Origin of the sequence: Fibrobacter sp., assembly GCF_017551775.1 — a bacterium.
In the GTDB taxonomy this organism is placed as follows: domain Bacteria; phylum Fibrobacterota; class Fibrobacteria; order Fibrobacterales; family Fibrobacteraceae; genus Fibrobacter.
The window spans coordinates 51,228-73,511 of the sequence record NZ_JAFZKX010000012.1; the positions used below are offsets into that span (position 1 = coordinate 51,228).

At 57.4% G+C, this 22,284-nt stretch carries 17 protein-coding genes; 1 reads left to right on the top strand and 16 read right to left on the bottom strand.

Translation table 11 applies throughout. The features are described 5' to 3' along the window. Positions 1 to 40: 40 nt before the first annotated feature. The 3 genes from IK012_RS01180 to IK012_RS01190 are packed head-to-tail and all read right to left on the bottom strand — an operon-like array spanning position 41 to position 2,889. The gene (locus IK012_RS01180) at positions 41 to 409 is read right to left on the bottom strand and encodes a hypothetical protein (protein WP_290949488.1); all 369 of its coding nucleotides are present in this window, start codon (positions 407 to 409) and stop codon (positions 41 to 43) included. Positions 410 to 412: 3 nt separating this feature from the next. Beyond that, the gene (locus tag IK012_RS01185; RefSeq protein ID WP_173378068.1) at positions 413 to 1,741 is read right to left on the bottom strand and encodes a GGDEF domain-containing protein; all 1,329 of its coding nucleotides are present in this window, start codon (positions 1,739 to 1,741) and stop codon (positions 413 to 415) included. A gap of 53 nt (positions 1,742 to 1,794) precedes the next feature. Next, the gene (locus tag IK012_RS01190; RefSeq protein WP_290949489.1) at positions 1,795 to 2,889 is read right to left on the bottom strand and encodes a GDSL-type esterase/lipase family protein; all 1,095 of its coding nucleotides are present in this window, start codon (positions 2,887 to 2,889) and stop codon (positions 1,795 to 1,797) included. Positions 2,890 to 2,947: 58 nt separating this feature from the next. On the opposite strand from IK012_RS01190, the gene IK012_RS01195 reads away from it, so the two are divergent. After that, a complete protein-coding gene (locus IK012_RS01195; protein ID WP_290949490.1) occupies positions 2,948 to 3,502 on the top strand; it encodes a cytochrome c in 555 nt (184 codons plus the stop codon). Positions 3,503 to 3,589: 87 nt separating this feature from the next. Here IK012_RS01195 and IK012_RS01200 read toward each other — a convergent pair whose 3' ends face one another. From IK012_RS01200 to IK012_RS01260, 13 genes are all read right to left on the bottom strand, one after another. Continuing rightward, a complete protein-coding gene (locus IK012_RS01200; protein ID WP_290949491.1) occupies positions 3,590 to 5,473 on the bottom strand; it encodes a hypothetical protein in 1,884 nt (627 codons plus the stop codon). 135 nt (positions 5,474 to 5,608) lie between these two features. Continuing rightward, on the bottom strand, positions 5,609 to 8,329 hold the full coding sequence (locus IK012_RS01205; RefSeq protein ID WP_290949492.1) for a helicase C-terminal domain-containing protein: 2,721 nt from the start codon (positions 8,327 to 8,329) through the stop codon (positions 5,609 to 5,611). Positions 8,330 to 8,348: 19 nt separating this feature from the next. Continuing rightward, positions 8,349 to 10,133: an Ig-like domain-containing protein gene (locus IK012_RS01210; protein WP_290949493.1), complete on the bottom strand. Its 1,785-nt coding sequence runs from the start codon at positions 10,131 to 10,133 to the stop codon at positions 8,349 to 8,351. Beyond that, on the bottom strand, positions 10,133 to 11,527 hold the full coding sequence (gene lepB / locus IK012_RS01215) for a signal peptidase I (protein ID WP_290949494.1): 1,395 nt from the start codon (positions 11,525 to 11,527) through the stop codon (positions 10,133 to 10,135). The genes IK012_RS01210 and lepB overlap by 1 nt, the downstream gene beginning before the upstream one ends. Before the next feature lie 12 nt (positions 11,528 to 11,539). Then, the gene (locus IK012_RS01220; protein ID WP_290949496.1) at positions 11,540 to 12,310 is read right to left on the bottom strand and encodes a LytTR family transcriptional regulator DNA-binding domain-containing protein; all 771 of its coding nucleotides are present in this window, start codon (positions 12,308 to 12,310) and stop codon (positions 11,540 to 11,542) included. After that, the gene (locus IK012_RS01225) at positions 12,310 to 12,717 is read right to left on the bottom strand and encodes a copper resistance protein NlpE N-terminal domain-containing protein (protein WP_290949498.1); all 408 of its coding nucleotides are present in this window, start codon (positions 12,715 to 12,717) and stop codon (positions 12,310 to 12,312) included. Before IK012_RS01225 ends, IK012_RS01220 begins: the two co-directional genes overlap by 1 nt. Positions 12,718 to 12,840: 123 nt before the next feature. After that, entirely contained in the window at positions 12,841 to 13,740 is a 900-nt protein-coding gene (locus tag IK012_RS01230; RefSeq protein WP_290949500.1) for a formylglycine-generating enzyme family protein, read from the bottom strand. 88 nt (positions 13,741 to 13,828) lie between these two features. Further along, positions 13,829 to 17,227, bottom strand: a complete 3,399-nt coding sequence (locus IK012_RS01235) for a hypothetical protein (RefSeq protein WP_290949503.1) — start codon at positions 17,225 to 17,227, stop codon at positions 13,829 to 13,831. Positions 17,228 to 17,298: 71 nt separating this feature from the next. After that, complete coding sequence (locus tag IK012_RS01240; protein ID WP_290949505.1) at positions 17,299 to 18,063, bottom strand: hypothetical protein; 765 nt, start codon at positions 18,061 to 18,063, stop codon at positions 17,299 to 17,301. Positions 18,064 to 18,066: 3 nt separating this feature from the next. Next, positions 18,067 to 19,962, bottom strand: coding sequence for a hypothetical protein (locus IK012_RS01245; RefSeq protein ID WP_290949507.1), 1,896 nt, complete (start codon positions 19,960 to 19,962; stop codon positions 18,067 to 18,069). A 5-nt stretch (positions 19,963 to 19,967) separates the two neighbouring features. Continuing rightward, complete coding sequence (locus IK012_RS01250) at positions 19,968 to 20,741, bottom strand: PASTA domain-containing protein (protein ID WP_290949509.1); 774 nt, start codon at positions 20,739 to 20,741, stop codon at positions 19,968 to 19,970. Between the two features lie 21 nt (positions 20,742 to 20,762). Continuing rightward, positions 20,763 to 21,476 (bottom strand): Crp/Fnr family transcriptional regulator, encoded by a 714-nt coding sequence (locus IK012_RS01255; protein WP_290949511.1) that lies wholly within the window; start codon positions 21,474 to 21,476, stop codon positions 20,763 to 20,765. Positions 21,477 to 21,491: 15 nt separating this feature from the next. Continuing rightward, a partial coding sequence (locus IK012_RS01260) for an adenylosuccinate synthetase (RefSeq protein WP_290949512.1) occupies positions 21,492 to 22,284 on the bottom strand: 793 nt, incomplete at its 5' end.

Below are 22,284 nucleotides of genomic sequence, written 5' to 3' on the forward strand. Positions count from 1 at the left end.
AAAAATACAACTCCGCAACCCCAAAAGGAACCTATTTCGGCTAGTCTCCGTTGTGAAATTTTACAACGACATTTTCGCCTGCGGCACAAACCGCCGTCCAGTGGCATTCTGCAGCGTCCTTGAACGCCACATTGCCGCAAATCCCTTTAAATTCAAGGTTTTCGCCTTTCACATCATACAAGACAAGGTAATCGAGCAGCTCCATCTTGGAGGCGAGGATGCGCTTGTCCTGCATGAGAGCCGAAGTGATTGAAATCACGCAGCGGTCCTTGTCCGGATGCGATTCCGCCTGTCCGGACTGGGCAGACCAGTTCAGCTGGATCGGCTTGAAATCCACCTCCGGCTCCTCGTGCTGCGCACAGGACGCAAGCAGGAACGCGGCGATAAAGGATAAGGCAAGGCGCTTCATGGCTTAACGCTGGCGCCTGTAGGTAGCGCTCGTTACGCGGTTGCGGCCGCCTTCCTTGGAGGCGTACAGGGCCTTGTCGGCGCGTTCGAACAAACGCTTGGGATCTTCGCCTTGCACCATCTCGGAAATACCGAACGAGCACGTGATCTTCTGCTGCGGAATGAGCTGAGTCTTCTCGATGGCGACACGGAGCTTTTCGGCCAGGAACTGCGCGTTCTGGATAGGCGTCTCGCCGCAGAGGATGACGAATTCCTCGCCGCCCCAGCGCACCAGGCTGTCGCTATTGCGGATCTTGCCCTGGATGAGCTTCGTGAGGTTGATGAGCACCTCGTCGCCCACGCTGTGGCCGTAAGTGTCGTTCACATCCTTGAAATGGTCGATGTCGAGCAGCACGAACGAGACCGGACTGCCATTCTTGGTCAGGTTCTCCTGTTCACGCAAAAGCACGCTACCGAAGCCAGCGCGGTTGAGGCAACCCGTAAGCGGGTCGGTACGGCTGGACTTCTCGTATTCGCTCTTCTCGATTTCGAGAGCCTCGAGGTACTTCTCGAGTTCTTCCTGCTTCTTGCGGTTGGCCGCGCGTTCGCGGTTGTAGTCGAAGAAGCGAATGACGAGAATAATGAGGAACGTCACGAACCAGAGGGCGACCAGGATGGTCACGAGGTCGAGTTTAGCAATCTTCTTGCCCTTGAAGCAGAACCCGCGGATTTCGAGGGTGCCGTAACCAAGCGGAGCATTCGTACCCGTCTGGATTTCAATGAGCGGGATGTTCGAAAGGTCTACGCGGGCCTTATGCACGCTGATTTCGTTCTGGGCCACCCACCACGAAGCCACGCGGAATTCCTGGGGGACAAACACCGCCGGATAGGTCTCTTCGAGCGGGAAGAATTCGACTTCGTTGAACTTGAGGGAGCCTTCGTCGCCGTCACGGTAGAATGCGGGGTCGTAGGCGCGGAAGTAGATACGCACCGTTCCCTCGCCGCGGGGCTTGACCCACACGAAAATGCTGTCGTACTTGGAGAAGTCACGACCCTTGGTCTTTCCGTCGCCCAAGAGAATCTTGACGCCGGCATACGGATAGGCGTAGCCTTCCTTCAGTTCATAATCGACAATAATGGAGGAATCGGTACGGGTGATGGCCACGGCAGAGGAGCCGCCATCAGCACTGTCCGTTTCGGCAATGACATAGGGGTAGTCGGAGAGGTTCAGGAAGACAATTTCATCAAGCCCATTCTGGTACGCGAAAAGGGCTATGACCGTAGCAGCCAATAGCACGAAAATCAGGATATTCATCCTGAAGAGAGCGTATATTTTTTCCATAATCCTCGACATAAAATCTTTTCCTTCCTAAGCACCCGAATAAAAAATAACTTTTTACGGCGCTTTTAGCGAGAGAGCCACCCGCCAAGACGGGCTACAAGGGGCCTCAAATCGTTCGCAAGCATCTTTTGGGACATTTCGCTCGGGTGTCCGTGCAGCGCGGTGTTCTCCGTGTAAACAAGCCTATACAAGAGGTCCGCATGGCCAGCAGCCACCTGATCCTTGTAGATTTCCTCTACCACGGGGGTAAGGGCGTCGTTCGGCCACGTCTTGGTGGACACGAGCAGGAACTTGACCCCGGGATGGAGCGAGCGCAGCTTGTCCAGGAGGGCGGCATAGGCGCGCTTGAACTGGGCCGCATCCGCATACGGGGGTTCACCCTGGAAGTCGTTTATCCCCACGAAAACGACCACCACCTGGGGGTGGAACTGCTCGAAGTCCCAGCGGATGCCCGCCGTCTTCGGCCCCTGATCGGCACCGCCCGCTTCCTGTTCGATGCTCCCCGGCACCGTGTATTCGTACAAACTAGCAAGCGTCCATTCCGGAACAATGTTCGCGTAATTGCGCACGAGCCCGCGACCGCTCACGGCATTGATCTGGTAGTCGGCCTTGAAGCCGTCGGCCAGCAAGAAAGAGTAGGCCTTCGCCGTATTCGTCTTCTCGAACGGAGTGCCGTCTTCGGGGCCATTCGCCTCGACTCCGTACCCGACGGTGAAGGAATCGCCGATAAACTCGATGCGGCGCCTGGAAGGTTCCGGACGCTTGCCAAAAGAACCGCCCTTCCCGAGCGCAATCCCGTGGAGGCATATTTTGCCCGGATTCGACTCGCTGACCTTGACCAGACGGTAGAGATGCTCCCGGCCGTCCTTCGCGAGGGCGACCTTCTGCACCGTGCGGCCCAAGATGGTGAAATATTCCCCCGGCTTGCCGTCGGTATCGAGCCTGAAGCGAGCCTCGCCCTCGATATCGAACGAGACCTCCTTCGCGTTCGCCCAGAAGCTCACGGAAACCGCGGGGGCGCTTGCACACAGGCAAGAATCCGCCTTGGCCCAGCGGCCGTTGAGAAGCAGGGAATTGTCGAAGGAATCGGGCATCGCGGCACCTCCATACACACATGCGGCAAGCACGAATGCCGCTGTCAGAATTTGTTTCGAGTTCATACGAGGACAAAGTAGAAAGTTAAGCCCAAAGAGACCAGCACTTTTTTATATTCTCGGCATGCAAATGCGGACAACCACCCTCGCCATAGCCATAGCAGGCGCCCTCTACGGGGCGGCCATAGGGATTGCCGCAGATTCCCCGCCCGCAGGCAAGGTCGCCAACACGCAAGTGAAGGAAACCCTCTCTAAAGACGCGGCTAAAGACGCGCCGGCCAAGGACGCGGTTAAAGAAACGGCTAAAGACGCGCAAGCTAAAGAGGCGCCCGAGCCGGGCTCGCCGGGGGATACCCTCACGCGCGAAGATGCCCGCATGGCCTACCTTGTGTACAAACTGCTCGACAAGAAGGGCAAAATCAAGGGCGCGAACCTCAAGCGCGGCGCAAAACTCTTTTACCAGAACTGCAGACCGTGCCACGGCGAAGACGGCCACCGCATAAACTTCAACCCGATGGGCGACCCCGCCTTTATCGGGCAGCGGGCGCGCGATGACATGCCCACGTTCTGGTACCAGATGAACTTCGGTGACGAAGACCGCCGGATGGAATCCTACTACGACGAAATATCGCTCGACGAGATGAAGGACATCGCGGGCTACGCGCAGACGCTTCCTTAATAAAAAAATGCGCCCCGAAAGGCGCATCTCGTACAAATTATACTTCAAACAGGTGCCCGCCGAAGTAATAAGGCGCGAGCGGTTACATCACGCTTCTTTTCGAAGCACCTTGATTTCCTGGATAAACGAAAGCTGCAAAGGCGAAACGCCCTCGAAGCCGCGTTCCTGCACATCGACATTGAGCGGAGCCCTCGCAAGGTGCAGAGCGTGCACGGAGAACACGATTTCGCGTTCCTTCTCGGCGCGCTTCGCCGGGTCCTTGACCTTCGCGGCGAGGTACACGCCCGTAGTCTTCGCATAACGCAGCACGTACACGAGGTCGGAAGTATCCAGCTTCTGGTAGACATCGCTGTACTTCGTGGACTTGAGCGCCGACTGGAGCGTAGCCTCGTCCACCTCGTTTTTGAGCTCGTAATCCGGCGAACCGCTTTCGGGCCAGGCAATGCAGAAATCCTTGCGCCATTCCTCGGTCGGGGCCTTGTCGCGAATCTTCGCGGAGCGGTCCACAAACGGGCTGTAACCGAAGCTTTCGAGGATTTCGAAGGCCGTATGTTCCTTCTCGGGCACGAGAACAAAGCCGTAGCCGGGGATGTATTCCTCGGTGCAGTCCGTAAACTGCGCAAAGCGGGAAAGTTCTGTAAGGATCTTCAAATCGTCGATTTTCAACAAACGAACGGTACGCACCTTCGCACCGTAGAACGAGGAGTTCCATTCACGGAAGGTCGAGAGCACGTTCTCGGGAGGCTTGATCCAGTTGAATACCTGCTCCATCTCGGATTCGGGGATGCCGCTCTTGAGGCCCGCGAGGTACGATTCCTTCTCGAAGGTGAAGCAGAGGAAGGTCTCGTCGTTCTTGACGCGTGCGAGGCATGCGACGGTGAACAGCAACTGCGGGGAGGTGGTGGCCGATATCACGAGGTCGAAGTTCGGCAGCATCGACACCTGGCCCTCGTACTGCGGGAACACGGAGGTCGACGTCCATTCGCGGCCGGCGTCGCTCAGCACCACGGCAGAAACCTTGCCCGCCTGGAACTGGAACTTCACGAGACCCAGGAGCCAGAGTTCGCGGAGCGGACGCGGGAGGTATTCCCACGCGAGATGCCTGTTCGATTCCAGGACGCGGTACGACGGGTCCATCACCCAGAACATGAAGGCCGCATCGGACACGCCGCGGGCATCGGAGATGCACTTGAGCATCTGCCTGCAGTGCGCGCTGTCGTTGCGGAAGCGTTCCTCGATCCACCATGTCAGAATGTACTGATGCAGGCGGAAAGCGCTAGTCTTCAGGAACTCGTAGGCCTTTTCCGACGGGTAGAGGAGCGAGTTTTCCTGTTCGAGCCAGCCCTTCTGCGTGAGGAAGTTGAAAATCAGCGAGAGTTCGTTCTCGGCGGCCTTGGCGGAAATCTTCGACGCCGTCACGAAGGCCGATGTGCAAATCTGGTAGCTGCGACGGTGCAGCGTCCCGTTCGTGTTGATGCGCATTTCACCGCGCTTGGCAAGCGAAAGCACGAGACACACGTGCCAGTCCAGAAGGCAGCCGTATTCCACGAACGACTTGGACGCATCCACGGATTCCTGCGGTTCGATTTCGAAACAGCGGGCGAAATCCGCAAAACCGCGGTAGACCGAAGTCCCCGACACCTGCGAACGCCACAGCAGGTATTCGCGGCACATATCAAGCAAGAACGTGCGGAGTTCCTTGTTCTTGCTTACGGGTACGGTAAGGCGCAGTTCGTTGTACGTGAGACCACGCGAACCGCTATGGTACACGAGGTTCATGCAGCGGCGCTGCCACGGTTCCATCTTTTCAAAAAGGGATACAGCGCGGGCCTTGTCCGAAAAAAAGGACATCACTTCGGACTGAATTAGAGCGTTATTGAGCAGGCCCTTCTTGCCATAGGCCTTCGCATGGACATCACGAAGCAAGGGCTTCGACATGCCGTCAAAAAAACTGTACAAATCTAACATCATCCACCTACAATAGGATGGGCAAATATAGAAAAAATTTTTTCTATTGCACACCGGTATCAGAGGCTGCACATGGTCATATCGGCAGGTAAACCTGCCGATGCGATACACGTTTGCACACTACTGCGAAAGTCGCTGCTACACGACGAACTTTTTCACGTCATCGACGGAATTGGCGACGATGTGCTTCATGTTCCAGATACGGGCGAAGCTCTTGCCGTAGGCCTCGTTCACGACGCGGTTGTCGAGGATGAGCACCTTGCCGCTATCCGTCTCGGAACGCAGAAGCCTACCGAGTCCCTGGCGCATTTCCATATACGCTTCGGGAATGTAGTATCCCTTGAACACGTTCTCGCTCCGCGACTTCATGTCGGCAGAAATGCCTGCCACCAGCGGGTCGGAGGGGTTCGGGAACGGAAGCTTGGTCACCACGAGCAGCTTGAGCGCATCGCCCGGGAAGTCGACACCTTCCCACAGGCTCTGGCACCCGAGAAGGCACGTGCCGCGGGACTTGCGGAACATCGCGACGAGCCCGTCGAGCGCGCCGTCCACGTGCTGGCACAGCAGGAGTTTTCCCTTCGCGGCAAACGCGGGAGCGAGCGCCGCCTGCGCCTTCACCATCGTCGAGATGCTCGTGAAGAGCACCATCGTATTCTCCTCGACATCGGGAAGCACCTTCACGAGCGTATCGATCATCGCATCGCCGAATTCGGGAGTCGAAGGCTTCGGCAGGTAGCGCGTAATGGCGACCGAGCGGCGGGAATCGCTGCTGGAAGATTCGTTGAACACCTTGAGGAACGGACGCTTGCCCTCGTTGCCGGCCATGCCCATGCGTTCCACGTAGTACGTGAGGTCGCCCTGCACGGCGAGCGTCGCCGACGTGAACGTGGCGGACTTTACCCACGGGTAGAATTTCGCCTGCCATATGTCGCCCGAGCGCAGCGGGTAGGCATGCATCTTGAGCGTATGCGGGTTGAAGGGTTCCTCGAGATAGAAGACCCAGCCCGGGCGGCCCGCCTTCACGAGGAAATCGAAATCAGTGATAAAGCGGTTCAGTTCCTCCATGCGGCCTTCGACATCCTTCAGGATGCCGTCCAGGCCCGCAGAGCCCGAAAGCATTCCCACGAGGGAGGCGGCACGGCTCTTGGCAATTTCGAACTGATCGAGGACCGGCTTCGGGTCGGCATCGTACTGCGCCATGATGCCCTTCTCGTACATGAACCCGTCCTTGCCTATCTTCTGCTTCGAAAGCTTCTTGCCTATCTTCATGAAGAAGCGGTGCAAGGCCTTCTCGGTCTCGGCGAGATCCATGGAGAGTTGGGCAGCCTCGTTCCTGGCGGCTTCGTTTTCGACAGGAATGCGGCCGGAAAGTTCGGCGATGAGTCCGCCTTCCCCCTCCTTCGAGGGCTGAAGGGTTTTCGCCACGTTGCGGAACCCGAAGAAAGAAATGGTGCGGCCGAACCCGCGGTTGCTTGTCGCAGGGAGCCTGTGGGCCTCATCGAATACGACATGCTCGTACGTCGGGAGGAGCGCAAAGTCAAGAGAAAGGTCCGCGAGGAACAGCGCATGGTTCACGAGGAGCAGGTTCGATTCCATGGCGGCACGCTTGGAGGCAAGCGCGGGGCATATCGAATAGAACTTGCACTTTTCGCCCTGGCAAGAAGACGCGCTGCTCGAAAGCTTGGACCAGAGCACGCGATTGCGGGCGCTGCTGAACGAGGAGCATTCCCCGATATCGCCCTTCGTGGTCGAGACGGCCCAGGGCAGGAGCGCCATGAAGGAGTCGCGTTCCTCGGGAGCGAGAAGCGACTGCGGCGCGTCAAGAATTTCGACCAGCTTGCGAATACACAGGTAGTTGTCGCGGCCCTTCAAAAGAGCGGGTTTGAGGGCGCCATCGTAAAGCGGCATAATCTGCGGGATGTCGTGGTTCCAGAGCTGGTCCTGCAGCGCGTGGGTCGCCGTACTGATGACGACGCGTTCCCCGTTCACAGCCTTGTTCGCAGCCGCTATCAGGTAAGCAAGCGACTTGCCCGAACCCGTCGGGGCCTCGAGCACGCAAAGGCCGCCCTTGTGGATGTTGCGTTCCACGCACGACGCGAATTCCTGCTGGCTCCTGCGGGGGGCATAGTTTTCGACGACCTTAGAAAGGAGTCCGTCCGCCTTGAAGAACTCGTCGACGCGGGGCACCCTCTTGCGCGGAAGCGCCTCGGCGGGCTTGTTACCCTCGGCCAGGGCGAAATGCGGTTCGGGCATCGGGGCGCCGGAAGACTCGCCGAACAGGGGTTCCCAGTCGGATTTTTCGGCGACACGCGTAAGCGCGCTCAGGAGCCACGGGTCCATTTCGTGAATCTTGGTGTAGGCCATTACGAACAACTTGCCGCAGGCTTCCGCATCCGGGAGGGCGCGGTGGGCCCGGCTCCGTTCGATGCCCAGCGCCTGCACCAGCGTGTCAAGGCGATGGTTGGGAACATCCTGGTAGGCAATCCTGGACAAAGTAAGCGAATCCCATACCGGATGGTTGCCGAAGGGTATTCCCACCTTTTCCATCGTCTGCTTCAGGAACCTGGAATCGAAAATAGCGTTGTGCGCAACGAGCGGGAGGTCGCCCACGAAGGAACAGATCTTGCCGGCAATGCTTGCAAAGTCCGGCGCATCGGCGATATCCGCATTGGTTATGCCCGTAAGGCTCTCGATAAACGGCCGCAAAACCGCTTCCGAGGGCTTGACAAGGTAATCAACACTTTCTGCCGGAACGCCGTTCTCGAAACGGACAAGGGCGACCTCTATAATTTCGTCCTTGTCAAATTCAAGACCGGTAGTTTCCAAGTCAATCGCTACAAATGCAGGTATCTTTTCCATAATGACGTCCTCAACAAAATCATGGCAGCGCCGGCATATCCGGCAGCAGCTTTTCTATATCGTTTTCACCGTTAGAAACTCGAACCGTATCGCCCGGGGCGCGCCAGGGCTTTCCGAAGCGGAACGGAGAAAGGGAGCCGCCGTCGGGCGTATTCCTGCCGTTTTCCGCATAGTAATAATCGATGAAGTACTTGCCTTCCATCAGGTTGTCAAACGCGAACTTTCCGTTGATATCGCACTTCGTAAAATAGTAGCGCTTGGTATCGAGCGAGAGCAGGCGCACGGTGACGCCTGGATTCGCGCGCTTCAGAGTTCCCTTCAGCGAAGCAAACTTTATTTTCGGCACCGTCTCGAAACGCAGCAACTTGTTGTATTTCAATTGTATAACAGTGTCGCGTACACCGTTGCTGTCGGCTTTGGCGAGCGTCGTATCCTTATAGCCGCGCAAGAAGTCTATAGCAGCATCCGTGGGCCAAGGGGAAGCGGGCACCGCCATGAAGCGAATCGGGTCGAGACGCTTCATCTCTATTTCGGTCGTATCCTTGTTCAGCACGATATGGAAACTGTTCTCGAGCGAATCCACGGGCTTGTTGAAAGCGATTACCAGCGTATCGCCCGGGAAAACGGACTTCGCCATCGACAAAAGTTTCGTATTCGAAATTGTAGGCGCGAGCGTATCGGCCGCCTTTTCCACCCAACTCCACTCCACTTCGGCATGCTTCGGGTCAAGTTCCCTGAACAGGGAATCCTTCGCCGTTTTACATGCAAACTTGTATGCAACATCCGGCTTGGGGATAGAATCGAAATAGAACTGCGGCTTTTTACCGGAAGCGCCCATGTACACATAATGCGGGTGAGCCACCTTCCCATCGGGATAAGTGAGCGAGCAGTTGAGCGTATCGGCGAATGCGGAATCGAAGAATACCGGACGCGAGAAATTCGCCTCGAGCACGTGGGCATAGGGCTGCGTAACCGATTCCAGTTCCAGGGCCGAAGTATCATGGTCCGTCAGGGGCACCCAGAGCGTATCCGTACTCTCCTCGGTAAGCACAAGGTCGCTCGTCCATACACCCGCCAGTTCTGATGCGGGCTCAATTTTTTGGTTGCCGTTCTCGTCAGCAAAAGCGACGACGCGATAGCGCCCGGGCTTGAGACCGGTCAACGTGAAATTGCCTGCGCTGTCGGCGCGCGTCACGAACAGCGGAGGCTCCTTCGTGAGCATCGGGATGGAATCGAGCTGCTTGCTGACCGTATCGCGGTACTTTTCCAGGTACCTGCGGCCTTCGCGGTCGGCGCCCATCAAGAACAACCCGATGCTCGGGAACGTCTTCTTGCGGGCCATGGAATCGTTCACCAGCACGCGGCCCGTGACTGAAAGGGAATCGATGTGGTCGCCCGTCGAGAACACCACGTGGAACGGCTTGGCGAGCGCGTTGCCGTGCAGGTCCTTGATGCCGCCCGCAAAAGTCACCGTATAGGTCGTTCCCGTATCCAGGAGCGCCCTCGAGTAAAGTTCCAGCGTATGGCCGCTCACCTTGAACTTCATCTTCCCGTCTATCGGAGGCGAAATGGAAACCGCGCCGCGCGGGACGGAGCCGTTAATCCACTCGTCGAATTCCAGCTTCACATAAAGTTCTTCGGGATGGTTCGTCGTCTTCGGGGCCGGATAGACAGCCGCAATGCGCGGCGGGAGCTTGTCTTCGGGCCCTCCGCTCGGAGCCACCTGCGTCGCGCAGGCGATAAACCCGATGCTGGCAAGCAGCGGGAAAACAGCAAGAGCAAGTGTAGAGCGGCGGAACTTCATCAGTCAATCAGCGGAATAATCTTGCCTATGCGGGACCAGCGGATCCTGAAGGGGATGCGCCACCAGGTAAGGGGATTGCCCAGGCTGAATGCCTGGTCGTCGTTCTCGAAGGAGAAGTAAATCACGAACGCCTTGGCGCGGATGTTCCTCAGGTTCACGAAACCCCAGTAGCGGCTGTCCGCAGAATTGTCGCGGTTGTCTCCCATCATGAAGAACAGCGGAGTCTTCACGACGTAGTTTTCAATCGGCTTGCCGTCCACGAGCAGGCGACGGCGAATTTCGAAATGGTGACCGGCCGGCGCAGCGCTATCCGGAGCGGTTTCCACCGAGGCCACAGCGAGGGAATCGGCGGAACTGTCGGCAACAGCAGAATCGGCGGAAGCGGCAGGCGCATTGAGCATAGCGACATTTCCTTCGAGGTCGCCCAGCACGGAGCCTTCGAAGCTCACGTAGCTCACCTGGCGCGAGAACCCGCCCTTCATGTGCGGATCGATAAGCGGCAGGAATCCGATTCTCGAAAGTTCGCGGAAGTAGGAGAAGTTCATCGGGGCGCCCACGGTATCACCCTGCGTGAGCCTCTGCTGCAACACGATACGGTTCCTCGTGAACATGGCATTCAGCAGCATGCCGCGGTCGCTTTCCACGGGAACCCTGAAGTTTTCAAATTCGTAGTTGTTGTCCTCGACACCGTCCTTCAGGAGGGTGATATCCAGTTCCACGCGGCTGTCCGGATTTTCCTGCTGGATGATGGAGCGCACCCACCAAAGGCGTTCGAGCGACTGCGATGCAATGTCAAGCGTGTCACCCACGCTCGGTATCACGAACTCTTCGCGCTCGTCTCTCGGAGAAGACTTCGTACGGAACGACGCCGTCCACTTGCCGCGCCCGGGAAGCGAATCCTGGCGCACGCCATTGATAAAGAGTTTGCCCTTGTGGACCGCAAGCGTATCGCCGCTCACGCCGACGCAGCGCTTGATGTAGTCCTTCGGGCCGTCCGCATAGTGAACCAAGTGCGGTTGGCCTTCTTCGGGTTCGTGGTCCCAGTAGTAGTTCCCGAACATCAGCGCATTGAACAAGTGCGTGTAACGCGCGGGATTGTTGTCGGGATACTCAGGCTCCCCCGGGTAACGGAATATCACCACGTCGCCGGGCTTGGGCTGGGTATAGCCGGGGAAATGTTGGTTCGAAAACGGAATCGGGGAGCCGTAGGTAAACTTGAGCCCCAGCAGAAAGTCGCCGGTATGGAGCGAGTCTTCCATGGATCCGCTCGGGATCTGGAAGGCCTGTATCACATACTGTATGACGACAAGTGCAAGTATAATGGGAACGATGATTTCCCGCGAAAGCGCCTTGAGAAATTTCACAATCGAGAACTTTTTCGGTGTCTGATCCATATGATTCCAGAATTATAGATTGCGAACGGTCTTCACGAAGTTGCGGCTCACAAGAATCTGCGTATGGTCCTTGTCGCGCAAAATGACATTCAGCCTGCTCGAGTCCGTCTTGCGGATTTCGGCGATGTAGTCGATGGCTACAAGATGAGCGCGGTGCACACGCACGAACTGGCGCGGGTCGAGTTTCTTCTCGAGATCCACGAGCGGCGTGTCGATGACGTATTGGTTCGTGGGCGTATAGATGGTGGTGTACTTTTCCTCGCTGTGGAAGCGGATGATTTCGTCCACGCTCACGAGCAAGATGCGGTCGCCAATCTTGACCTGGACGCGCTGCAGGTACTGGTCGCCCATCGCCATAAGGGAACGGAACTTTTCCCACGAGAAATCCGCAGGCATCTGGTTCGTCGCCTCGATATCGGGCAAGCGCTTGCGCAGTTTTTCCATCGTGCTCTCGAGGCGCTCGGGGTCCACCGGCTTCAGCAGGTAATCCACCGTATTTTCCTCATAGGCGCGGAGCGCAAAATTCTCATAAGCCGTCGTGAACACGATGAGCGGCATAATGTCTTCGTCCACGTTCTTCAGGACCTCGAAGGCGTCCATGTCGGGCATCTGGATGTCCAGGAACACAACATCGGGGGCAAGTTCGTTTATCTTGGAGATGGCTTGGCTACCCGATGACGCCTCGTCGATAATATCGAGATCGTCAGGATACTTTTCCAAAAGCGAGCGGATGCGCATGCGCGCGAGCGGCTCGTCATCGATAATCAGAGTTCTTGCCTTCATCAGGGTTTCTCTCCTTCAACTTTCGGTTTGTTGATAATCCTTATCAGGTCCGCCGGCATGCCGTCCTTGTCCCTATAGACGTCGCCAGTCCCCGTCAACAGGGAAAGCGCGCCGGATTTCCCGACCTGAAAATTCCACTTTGTACCATTGTCCAGCGCAACAACCACCTTGTCTTCCATCCCGGAGAACCGGCCTTTCAAGGAATCGACCTTGGCCGTATCCACAATCACGGTTTCCACGACAGAGACGGTGCTATCTTCGGCTATTTCCATGCGCACCATACGCGCCTTGCAGTTATCGCACGGAAGGCGCCCGACATAGAGGCCGGCAATGCCCTTGGGGAGTTCGACCTTCGGCAAATCCGGAAGCGGCGCGGACTTTTCTTCTTGCGAACAAGCATTAAGCATCACGCACGAAAATAGGCCTGCAAGAAGACCTGTACAAAACAAATTCTTCATATAAGGAATAATCTAAAAAATTTCGTGCAGAGACATCAGCGTTTCTGCAACAATGCATGCGTTACAACGTATCTAAAAGCCCTTGGAGTAAACGACGCGGAACCCGAGGGCATGCGATGCGTAAAGAGGATCCTTCTTTTCGCGCATATCGGGTGCACATTCCTTAACAGGGTCGTTCCAGCCGCCGCCACGCACCACGCGGGCAGAGCCCTGCAACACGCCCGTATAGTTTTCAGATTCCTTTGTCGGGAACGCACCATACCAGTCATTCACCCATTCGGCGACGTTACCCGCCATGTCGTAGAGAGAATAACTGTTAGGCGTACGCTCCGCCACTTCTGCAGGGCCTTTACTTTGTCCGTAATAAGCGTAAGTAGACGCGACTTCAGTCCCCCAGTAATACGTCGACGTTGTTCCGCCATGAGCCGCGACTTCCCATTCCAACTCGGTCGGAAGACGCACGCTCTTGACGCTGTAATCGATATAGAGATCTTCGAGGTAGCTCTTTTCGCCCACAGACCTGTAGACATAGGCCGTGTCGAGCCCCATCTGTTTGGAAAGCACGTTGCAGAACAGAGCCGCCTGGAACCAGTTCACATTCTCCACAGGATAGTTTTCGCCCTTGTTGTTCTGGGCCGGCATGCTACCCATCAATTTCGAGTACAGGTACTGCGTCACTTCGGTCGTCACCATTCTGAACCCGTTCACGGAATACGATGTGCCGCCCTTGGTGAGCACCATCGCGGGGATATCGACCCATTCCATTCTGGAAACAGCCTCATCGATGACGGAATCCCCGCCCATTCCCTTCGACGAAGACGATACCGTAACGTTGCCGCCAGAACTGCGGGATCCGAAATCGACACTTTCATTGAGTTCGACGGGTTCACCGCCTACTGTACAGGCCGAGAAAGCCAGCAGGAAGGCATACAAGGCGCCCGAGATGATTAGTTTACATATAACCTTATTCATATCTAAAACTCCTTGTTTCGGGCCGGAAACCTCTCACCGCAGCATCATTTCCGTATTCCCAATTTCAAACCTGCCGAAGCGCCGGCCGCTATTTAATCACGCCGACGCGGTAAAGCTTCTGCTTGGTCTTTCCGCTCTCGAACTTCACCTTGAGTTTCACCGTATATACAGCGGACCCGAGGTTCTTCAGGTCGAGATGTTCAAACTGGTTGCGCCCCTGCGCAGGATCATCCATCTTGGTCTTGAACACGCAAAGGCCCGTAATGTCGTAGAACTCGAGGGTAGCGTTCTTCGCACGAGCGCCGATTTCGAAACGCGCCTTCGCGTTGCCGCCGCGCACCGGGTTCGGGAACACGAAGAATTCACCGATTTCGTCCTTCGCGGATTCCTTCTCCACGCTGCCGAGCTTGCTGGCATCGAAATATCCGGTACGTTCGTTACCGCCAGCAGGGAGCGTCCACGCCGCCGAAGACTCAGCAGCCTTCCCGTTCGCCTTGCGCAGGCGGAACGCGGACAGAGAATTGCGATGCAGGGCGTAGAGTTCCGGACCCGCAGACTTCTTGTCGGCCACCGCGTTCGCGACGAAAATGCTCATCGGGAAAACCGTACCGAGGGAATCCTGGTATTCGAAGCTGCCCGCCGCAAGCGGGAACTGGTCAGCCACCTGCTGGCCCTTGCCCGTATACGCATACACGAGACCGTCACTGCTCGGCACGAGTATTTCGGGAGTATCGTCACCCGTCACGTCAACGAGAAGCGGGTCGCTCATGAATCCCGTAACAGGCGTACCGCGGGAAATCTTCACCGGGAAGCCAGCAACAGGCAAGCCCGAACGGTCAATCGCATATACCAGATTGTCTCCCAGGAATACCGCTTCGGGATAGCCGTCGCCGTTTATATCACCGATGGCGATGCCGGAGGTCTCTTCGCGGGTGCGAACGGAATCGACAACCACGTTGCCGCGCTTATAGCTCTTGCTCCACTTCGTCGCATCCGTAGAATACGACTGGTGAATATCGCGGACAGCCACCGCGGTCACGGTCCCGCGACTTCCCACGGCGACAACCTCGGGTTTTTCGTCGCGGTCGAGATCGGTACAGGCAAGGCGCCATGTTTCGCCCGAAAGGCCCTTCAACTGCCTATTCAATTCCTGAACATGGAGGTAGCCGTCCGCCGTCACGTAGGCAAAAATCGCTTCGCCGCTGCGAGCATCATTCCCGCAATAGGCCATGTCGACAACATTCTTCAATTCGGCATTCGCAGTCCTTGCCTTCGGCAGCTCGAACTTGGAAGCGTTCATGCGGGTGACGCCGTTCTTGTCGGCAAACAGCAAGTCGCCATCGTAGAACATCGGGCCCACCGTCGCAGATTCCACGTCCAGCTCCTGAACCGTCGGGATACCGCTCGAGAAACTCGTCTTCACGAGCTTGTTCCTGTGCAGACTGAACACGCTCTTGCCGTCGCTCGCCATACCCACCAGCGGGCCAAAACTCGAACCCACGCGGTACAACGGAATTTCCTTCTCCGCGCTGTCGCGAGTGAGCGACTTCCGCACAATCGCGGTATCCGCGGGGAACAGCGTATCGCCCAGAGCGCTGAAGGCCTGGAGCGTACCGTCTTCCGCACCGATTACGACAATCTTTTCGCCTTCGTTTTCGGGATCGTCAACAAAGACTGCGCCGCGCACCGCACTCGCGAGGCCCACATCGCGCGGGAACTCGCCGCCCTCGATGCTGCCGTCATCGACGCTGATGGTCACGCTCATCACAAGCGACGCATAGTTGATGACGCTGTCGCCCTGGAATGCGTTCGCGGTCTTTTCCTCGCGGGCCTTCTTCGGGACATCCACCGTAATCTTGATGCCGGTATAGCCGCCCTGCGTCGTCATCGTATTCGCATAACCCGAGGGGCCAATCTCCGTGACCGTCTTAAACTTCTGTCCGGACTTGTTGGGGAAGCGCTTGTGCGGCAACAGGTCGGTACCCGAGCCGTAATCGTACGTATCTTCGCCAAGAGCGTTCTTGAAGGACTTGCCTATGGAAAGGATTCCGTCGGCCTCAACCATCGCGATACCATACTGGTGGTCGCGAAGCGTATCGCCGCCCCAGAGATTGGCGATGCCGTAATTCAAAGTTTCACGCAGGTACCAGTCGTTCACGCGCCACACCACGATACCGCTCGCGGGGAGTCCCGCATCGTAGCTGCTCAACCCGACGATCAGGCCCTTCGCCTTCATCTTGTTCACCACGCACTTGCCCTTTTCGTTGCACGTGCTGTCCTCGAAAACCTTGCTCAGGCTGTCGACAGTAACGGTACGCCAGGTGGTGTCAGAATCTTCGCTCGCCGTACCCAAAATGACGCTGATTTTGCCGTCCTTGTCCCAGCTGCGCTGGCGGTTCTCGATCAGCAAGTACTCGCTCGCGCTGAGCGGCACCTTTACGATTTCGGTCCCGAGGCCGGTACCGGCGGCGGCGATATCCACCTTCACGGATTTACCCGCCACGGGGCGCACTTCCTTCACCTGCGACCAGCCCATGTAGGCGCGTTCCCAGGCGGCAGGCAGCGAGGGCATGAAACCGTTACCCGCATTGTAGCCCGCGAAATCCATCACGTCGTAGTACCCAAGGCGGCTGATGCCCTTCACCACGTCGTATGTGTTCGGCAGCCCGATTTCACGCGCGAGCTGGTTCACGAGAATGCCGTTCACGCCCCAGTTGAGACCGTCCTGCGACGCCGTCTCGCTCAAGACCATCACCGAACGAATCGTATCCTGCACGGCCTTCGGGACATAGATACCCGTCGTCGCCGTATCGCCCAGACTGTTGAATCCGGTTATAGCCTTCGCCGTCTTGGCCTTCGCGGAATCGGGCAGCAGGTACTGCCAGTCGTCACCGCTTATGTAAATATCCATGAAGTCGCCCGGGGTGTCGGCACCCTTCGTACCCATGCTGCCACCGTCCACGAGCCTGCTTGCGCCCGCATGGATAATCATGTAGGCACGCTTCACGTTCGGATTCTTCGAAAGCGGAATGCGGAACGGGGACTGGGCCGAGGTATCCTTGCTCGCCTCGGCAATGGCGTCGTAAATGAAAGTCAAGTAATCGCGGCTGCGCGATTCGTCGTACTCGGCGGTCTTCTCGCCCTTCTTCTTGCTCGTACGGTTGTAGTCGATAATCTGCTTGTCGAGCGTGTACACCGACGAACCCGTCGAGGGGTCGGGGAAAATGCGCGCGTCTATGACGAGGTTCCCGCCGCTCACCGCCTTGAAATAATTGTTCGCGAATTCAAAATGCTTCAGCCAGTACGGAGCCGTACCGCGGCGTTCCGGAGGGTCGAGGCTATAGGCTTCCTTGTCCTTCTTGTCGGTACCGAAAAGGCCCGTACCCGTAGTGAGCGAGTTGTCCGTCTTTTCTTCCTGGAACTGGACGCGGAGCGCAAACACCTGGAGTGTATCAACAGCGAAAGATCTCGGTGCAAAAGACAGCACGCACAAAAACAATGCAAATAATGTCGCATTAAACTTCATGATTACAATTTACAAAAAAAGCCGTTAAAAAATCACTCCCCGACGGGCTTGTAACTCCTGGGAACGGTAAGGCGCCAGGTGCCGGGGGTAAAGGACTTGTTGCGGTTCACTTTCTTCACGCGAATTTCGAGATACACCTCGCCGCCGCGCTCGAATACAATCCTGGAGGGCATTTCGACGCCCTCGAATTCCTTGAAGTCAAAGTAACGGATGGTTTCGGGCTTGCCGTCGCCGCCCGTACGAGAGAGCCACGCCACATGCGTGCCTTCTTTCGCGAAAGTGAACGAGCGTCCCGCCTTCTCGCGGGCATAAACGGTTCCTTCCACCCGCAAGGAATCCGCGGGCGGCTCGACCACCTCGTAGCCCTCGGGCAAAAGGATTCCCTTGAACAGCGCCGCCACCTGGTGGATATTCACCATCGGGATGGAGGGTTCACCGAAAAGCCCCACCATGTAGCCCGCACCCTTCATGTACATTTTTTCCGTCGGGAAGGTCATCTGCCAGCCTTCCTCCTGCCACAGGAGCGAAGCGACCCCTATCCCGAGCGGGCCCGTAATTTCCATGCGGTAGCGCTTGCCCGGCACGGAGAAAAGGACCGCGTCCATGTCCCGGTTCTTCCCGCTCCCGTCCATAAGCGTAAGCGACATCTTCGCGCGAAGGCTATCGAGAGGTGCAGCCGCAGGTTCATCGGAAGCAAGGGGAGCCGCAGGCTTCGTGCCCACGCAGGCGGTAAAGACGCACGACGCCAGGACCACCAGCATCAAAATGCACGCACGAATCCCCGAAGCCGAGCGCATAGCCTACTTCTTCCCTTTCAGGTACTTGAGCGCATCCGGGTCGCCCGGGCGTATCTTCAGCAGTTTCTTGTACGCCTTGATGGCTTCGGTCTTGTTCCCGAGCGCGGCATGAATCGCCGCCAGATGCTCAAGGTAGTCCTTGTCGCCATCGAACATCTTCGCGTCAATCTTCAACATGAGATCGAGCGCTTCCTGGTACTTGCCCAGCCTGTAAAGCCCCCACGCCTTCGAATCCCTGATGGCATCGGGCGCCTTGCCCGGCGCGAACGACGAGAGAGCCCTGTTCACAAGCGCAAGGCCCTTTTCCACGTCACCGGGTTTACGGTTCAGGTTCAAGAGCGTGTAGCCGTAGTAGTTGAACACCGAGGCGGAATCCAGTTCACCCAGCAGCGGGGACTTCACGATATACTCGAACATAGCGAAACTTTCGTCAATGCGGTTCAGGCGTTCCAGGTTCATCGCCATCTCGTAGCGCACCTGAATGTTCAGCGAATCCTCGGCGATCACGCTTTCCCAGAAGAGTTCCGCCTTCATGCGCAGCTCGCGGGCCTTCGCCATCTTGAGCGAATCCTTCGCAAAATGCTTCTCGACGTTTACCGCCTCGAGCAGGAGGACATCGGCATACGCGCGCTGGAAACTCTGATACTTCGCCGCAGCGCGCGCCTTGATGACCGCCATCTGGGCCGAATCCGCAATCGCCTCCATCGGACGCCAGCGGCTCCACACTTCAAGCATGGAATCCAGAAGCGCATAGGCCTTCTCGTACTTCTTCGCGGTCCCGAGCGCAATCGCGAGGAACACCTTGCCTTCGCCCGAAAGCAGGGAATCAGCACGTTGCGCATACATCACCGCAAGTTCGGGATTGTTCTTGCCGAAGGCCATCGCGGAAAGGTTCCTGCAGGCCTGCGCGCCATAAGTGCGGTCACGGGAGAGCTTCAGGTGCACGCCTTCCAGGTGCACCCAAGCGCTGTCGACTTCGCCTTCCATGTGCTCGAGGATTCCCAGGTGGTACTGGAGTTCCGGCACCCGCACGCCGTCGGTATAATATTTCTTCTTGAGGAACTTCAGCGTTTCCTCTTTCGGGGAATTCGCATAAGAAAGCAAAGCCAGTTCAATAATCACGGCATCGTCGTCGAGGGACGACGTGATGGTATCCGCAATCGCGCGCACTTCGGCGAAGCGCTTCTGCATCACCAGCACCTGCACCATCTTCGCAAGCTTATCCTTCTGGCCGGTAGCCTCGTGCGCACGCCCGAACAAATCGACCAGCGCGGAATCGCGCCTGAGTTCCGCGAGCAGGTTCACCTGACGGCCAAGCAGCGACTGGATGTAGTTCGTCTGCGGGAGCAACAGGTCGTAAATGCGCACCAGTTCCTTCTTGTCCTGCACGGCCTCGAGGAACAGGCTGTAGTCGTACATGAGTTTCATGTCCTGGTATTTCGAAGAATCCAGGGCGAGCACAAAATACTTGCGCGTAGAATCGGCGATACCCGCCTTCAAATAGAGGTGCGCCATCGTCTCGAACTGCGAGACGGTCTTTTTGCCCTTCAGGTTGTTCGCCACCTTCGCGATGGAGAACGCGACGGAATCAGCCCCGACAGCGAGCATCTTCTGCGCCACCTTGAACGAAAGGAAACGGCTGCGCGGGTCATAACGCCACGCGAGCATCCACATGGAATCGGCCTCGTGCTGGAGTCCGCGCATTTCCATGTCCATAGCCTGTATAAAAGCGGCATGAGCCGTATCGAGGTTGCCTTCGGCCACTCCCTGGTATTCAGAATTTCCGGCAAGTTCCGGAACTTCGGCCGGAGCTGCGTCTACGTTCTTCTTCGCAGGCGCAGAGCTGCACGCCACAATCGTGGCGCAAAGGGCAGCACAAAGCGCGGCAAACAACCTCATAAAAATCAATCCGCTACGATGAAGTCGATCTTGGTATCGGGCTTGAGGTAATCACCTTCCTTCGGCGCGGTCTCAAGCACCGTTCCCGACATTTCGCCATTCTCGCCCTTCACGCGCTTGATCTTGCCGACGCGGAATCCGAGCTGTTCGAGTTTCTGGTAGACGTTGTCTATCATCTCGCCCTCGAACGAAGGCAGCATGACCTTGCCCGTCGTGGCGCCGGCGGATATCACGACCTTGACCGTGTCACCCAGGCGAACCTTGTTGCCCGCCATCGGGTCCGTACGGATGACGACACCGCGCGGGATGCTCGCGTGAGCGCCCTTCACGATTTCGCCCTGCACGAGGCCGGCACGGGTAAGCGAGATTTCGGCCTGCTTCTGGCTCTTGCCGCGCAGGTCCGGAATTTCCACTTCGCGGATGCCGAGGCTCTTCGTGAGCTTCACGGTGCGCCCGAGCTTCGCGATGCGGCCGGCGGCAGGCATCTGCACGAGCACCATGCCCGCGGGCACCTGCGAATTGTAGCGGCCCTCTTCGAGCCATTCGTACTTGAATCCGGCAGAATCGAGTTTCGCCTGCGCCGCTTCTGCCGAGAGGCCTTCAAGCGCCGGGACTTCGCCCGTACTCGTGAAGGAGCCCGCAAAAATAGGCAGCACGATTTTATCTACGACAATTGCAAGAATTACAAGGCCGATTACCCAAACGATAATGGCCTTGACAATCACCGAGCTCTTAAGCCAGTGTAACAGTTTCTTGAGAAAGGATTTTACTTTGTCCATAATTACCGGAAAGTCGAAAAACTACCCCTTGGTAGCCTTTTCCTGCAGAGCGCCTTCGTCGAAGATGACGATGTCCTTGCCGGTCATGGCAATCGCGTTCGTCTTCACCAGCAAGGAGCAGATGCGGCTCACGGTCTCGCGGGTCGTACCCGACATGTCGGCCAGCTGCTGCTGGGTCGGGCGGTTGTGGATGACCGTCACCATGTTGCCGTTGTCGGTATGGATGCGCACGCCGCGTTCTTCCATGAGGTTCAAAAGCGTGCCCGCCACGCGCCCGCTCACGGACATCGTGGACAAGGACCCGATCTGGCGGTTCGCCTTGCGCAGGCGCTTGCTGAGTTCGCTCAGGAGACCCATCGCAATCTCGGGGGACTGGCGGATGAGCTTGAGGAAGGACTCGCGGTGGATGATGAGCATCTGCGCATCGGTCACGGTACGCACCGAGGCAGACCTCGGCTCGCCGTCGATGAGCGACATCTCACCGAAGAAGTCGCCACGTTCCAAGAAACTGAGAATCGTCTCGCGGCCGTCGACGCCGGTCATGTAGACCTGCACCGAGCCCGAAGCGATAAGGTACAGGGCCTGTACCGAATCGTCACCCTCGAGCACGACAGTCTCGTCGCGGTTGAAGTTCTGAGACACCACCAGATCGGCGAGCATCCCAATTTGCTCTTCGGTCAGTTCCGAGAAGAGCTCGACTCCTTTCAGCAGTCCAAGAATAGTGGCGTCCACCATATCCTTCCTCCTTTTTTAAAGTCCCAGCCCCTTAGCGAGGCCTTCATCTATGACGATGCTCTGGTCTCGCTTGGCTCCAATAGAAATCATACCAATTTTTACGTCGAGAAGTTCAGCCATGCGCTGCAAATATTTCTTTGCATTCTCCGGGAGCTCGTCGTAAGTGCGGCACTTGGTCGTGTCCTGCTTCCAGCCGGGGAGTTCCTCGTACACCGGAGTGCAGCGGCCAACCTTCGACAGCTGGTTCGGGATAAACTCGAGCTTTTCGCCGTCGCATTCGTAATGCGTGCAGATCTTCACCGTATCGAAGGTATCGAGCACGTCGAGCTTGGTGATGGCGAGGTGCGTAAGGCCGTTCACGACGGCTGCCTTGCGGACAACCGGAGCGTCGAACCAACCGCAGCGGCGGTTGCGGCCCGTGGTGGCACCGTATTCGTTACCGATCTTGCGGAGCGTGTCGCCCGTTTCGTCCAAAAGTTCCGTCGGGAAGGGGCCGTTGCCCACGCGGGTCGTGTAAGCCTTAACCACGCCCCAGACTTCGTCCAGGGCCGTAGGTCCGACGCCGGCGCCGCAGCTTGCGTAGCCCGCGACCGTGTTGCTGGAGGTCACGAACGGGTAAGTACCCTGGTCCACGTCGAGGATGGTGCCCTGGGCGCCTTCGAACACGAGGCGCTTGCCGGCCTTCACGGCCTTGTAGAGCATCTCGCTCACGTCGGTGACGAACGGCTTGATCTTCTGGCCGAGTTCGAGGTAGTCCTTGATGACCACTTCGGGGTCAATCGCCGGAACGTCGTACATGACGGTAAAT

What these genes read in the sequence shown, in the direction of transcription:
- IK012_RS01180 (WP_290949488.1), bottom strand. Translation starts at nt 409, where the DNA reads ATGAAGCGCCTTGCCTTATCCTTTATCGCCGCGTTCCTGCTTGCGTCC.
- IK012_RS01185 (WP_173378068.1), bottom strand. Translation starts at nt 1,741, where the DNA reads ATGTCGAGGATTATGGAAAAAATATACGCTCTCTTCAGGATGAATATC.
- IK012_RS01190 (WP_290949489.1), bottom strand. Translation starts at nt 2,889, where the DNA reads ATGAACTCGAAACAAATTCTGACAGCGGCATTCGTGCTTGCCGCATGT.
- IK012_RS01195 (WP_290949490.1), top strand. Translation starts at nt 2,948, where the DNA reads ATGCAAATGCGGACAACCACCCTCGCCATAGCCATAGCAGGCGCCCTC.
- IK012_RS01200 (WP_290949491.1), bottom strand. Translation starts at nt 5,473, where the DNA reads ATGATGTTAGATTTGTACAGTTTTTTTGACGGCATGTCGAAGCCCTTG.
- IK012_RS01205 (WP_290949492.1), bottom strand. Translation starts at nt 8,329, where the DNA reads ATGGAAAAGATACCTGCATTTGTAGCGATTGACTTGGAAACTACCGGT.
- IK012_RS01210 (WP_290949493.1), bottom strand. Translation starts at nt 10,133, where the DNA reads ATGAAGTTCCGCCGCTCTACACTTGCTCTTGCTGTTTTCCCGCTGCTT.
- lepB (WP_290949494.1), bottom strand. Translation starts at nt 11,527, where the DNA reads ATGGATCAGACACCGAAAAAGTTCTCGATTGTGAAATTTCTCAAGGCG.
- IK012_RS01220 (WP_290949496.1), bottom strand. Translation starts at nt 12,310, where the DNA reads ATGAAGGCAAGAACTCTGATTATCGATGACGAGCCGCTCGCGCGCATG.
- IK012_RS01225 (WP_290949498.1), bottom strand. Translation starts at nt 12,717, where the DNA reads ATGCTTAATGCTTGTTCGCAAGAAGAAAAGTCCGCGCCGCTTCCGGAT.
- IK012_RS01230 (WP_290949500.1), bottom strand. Translation starts at nt 13,740, where the DNA reads ATGAATAAGGTTATATGTAAACTAATCATCTCGGGCGCCTTGTATGCC.
- IK012_RS01240 (WP_290949505.1), bottom strand. Translation starts at nt 18,063, where the DNA reads ATGCGCTCGGCTTCGGGGATTCGTGCGTGCATTTTGATGCTGGTGGTC.
- IK012_RS01245 (WP_290949507.1), bottom strand. Translation starts at nt 19,962, where the DNA reads ATGAGGTTGTTTGCCGCGCTTTGTGCTGCCCTTTGCGCCACGATTGTG.
- IK012_RS01250 (WP_290949509.1), bottom strand. Translation starts at nt 20,741, where the DNA reads ATGGACAAAGTAAAATCCTTTCTCAAGAAACTGTTACACTGGCTTAAG.
- IK012_RS01255 (WP_290949511.1), bottom strand. Translation starts at nt 21,476, where the DNA reads ATGGTGGACGCCACTATTCTTGGACTGCTGAAAGGAGTCGAGCTCTTC.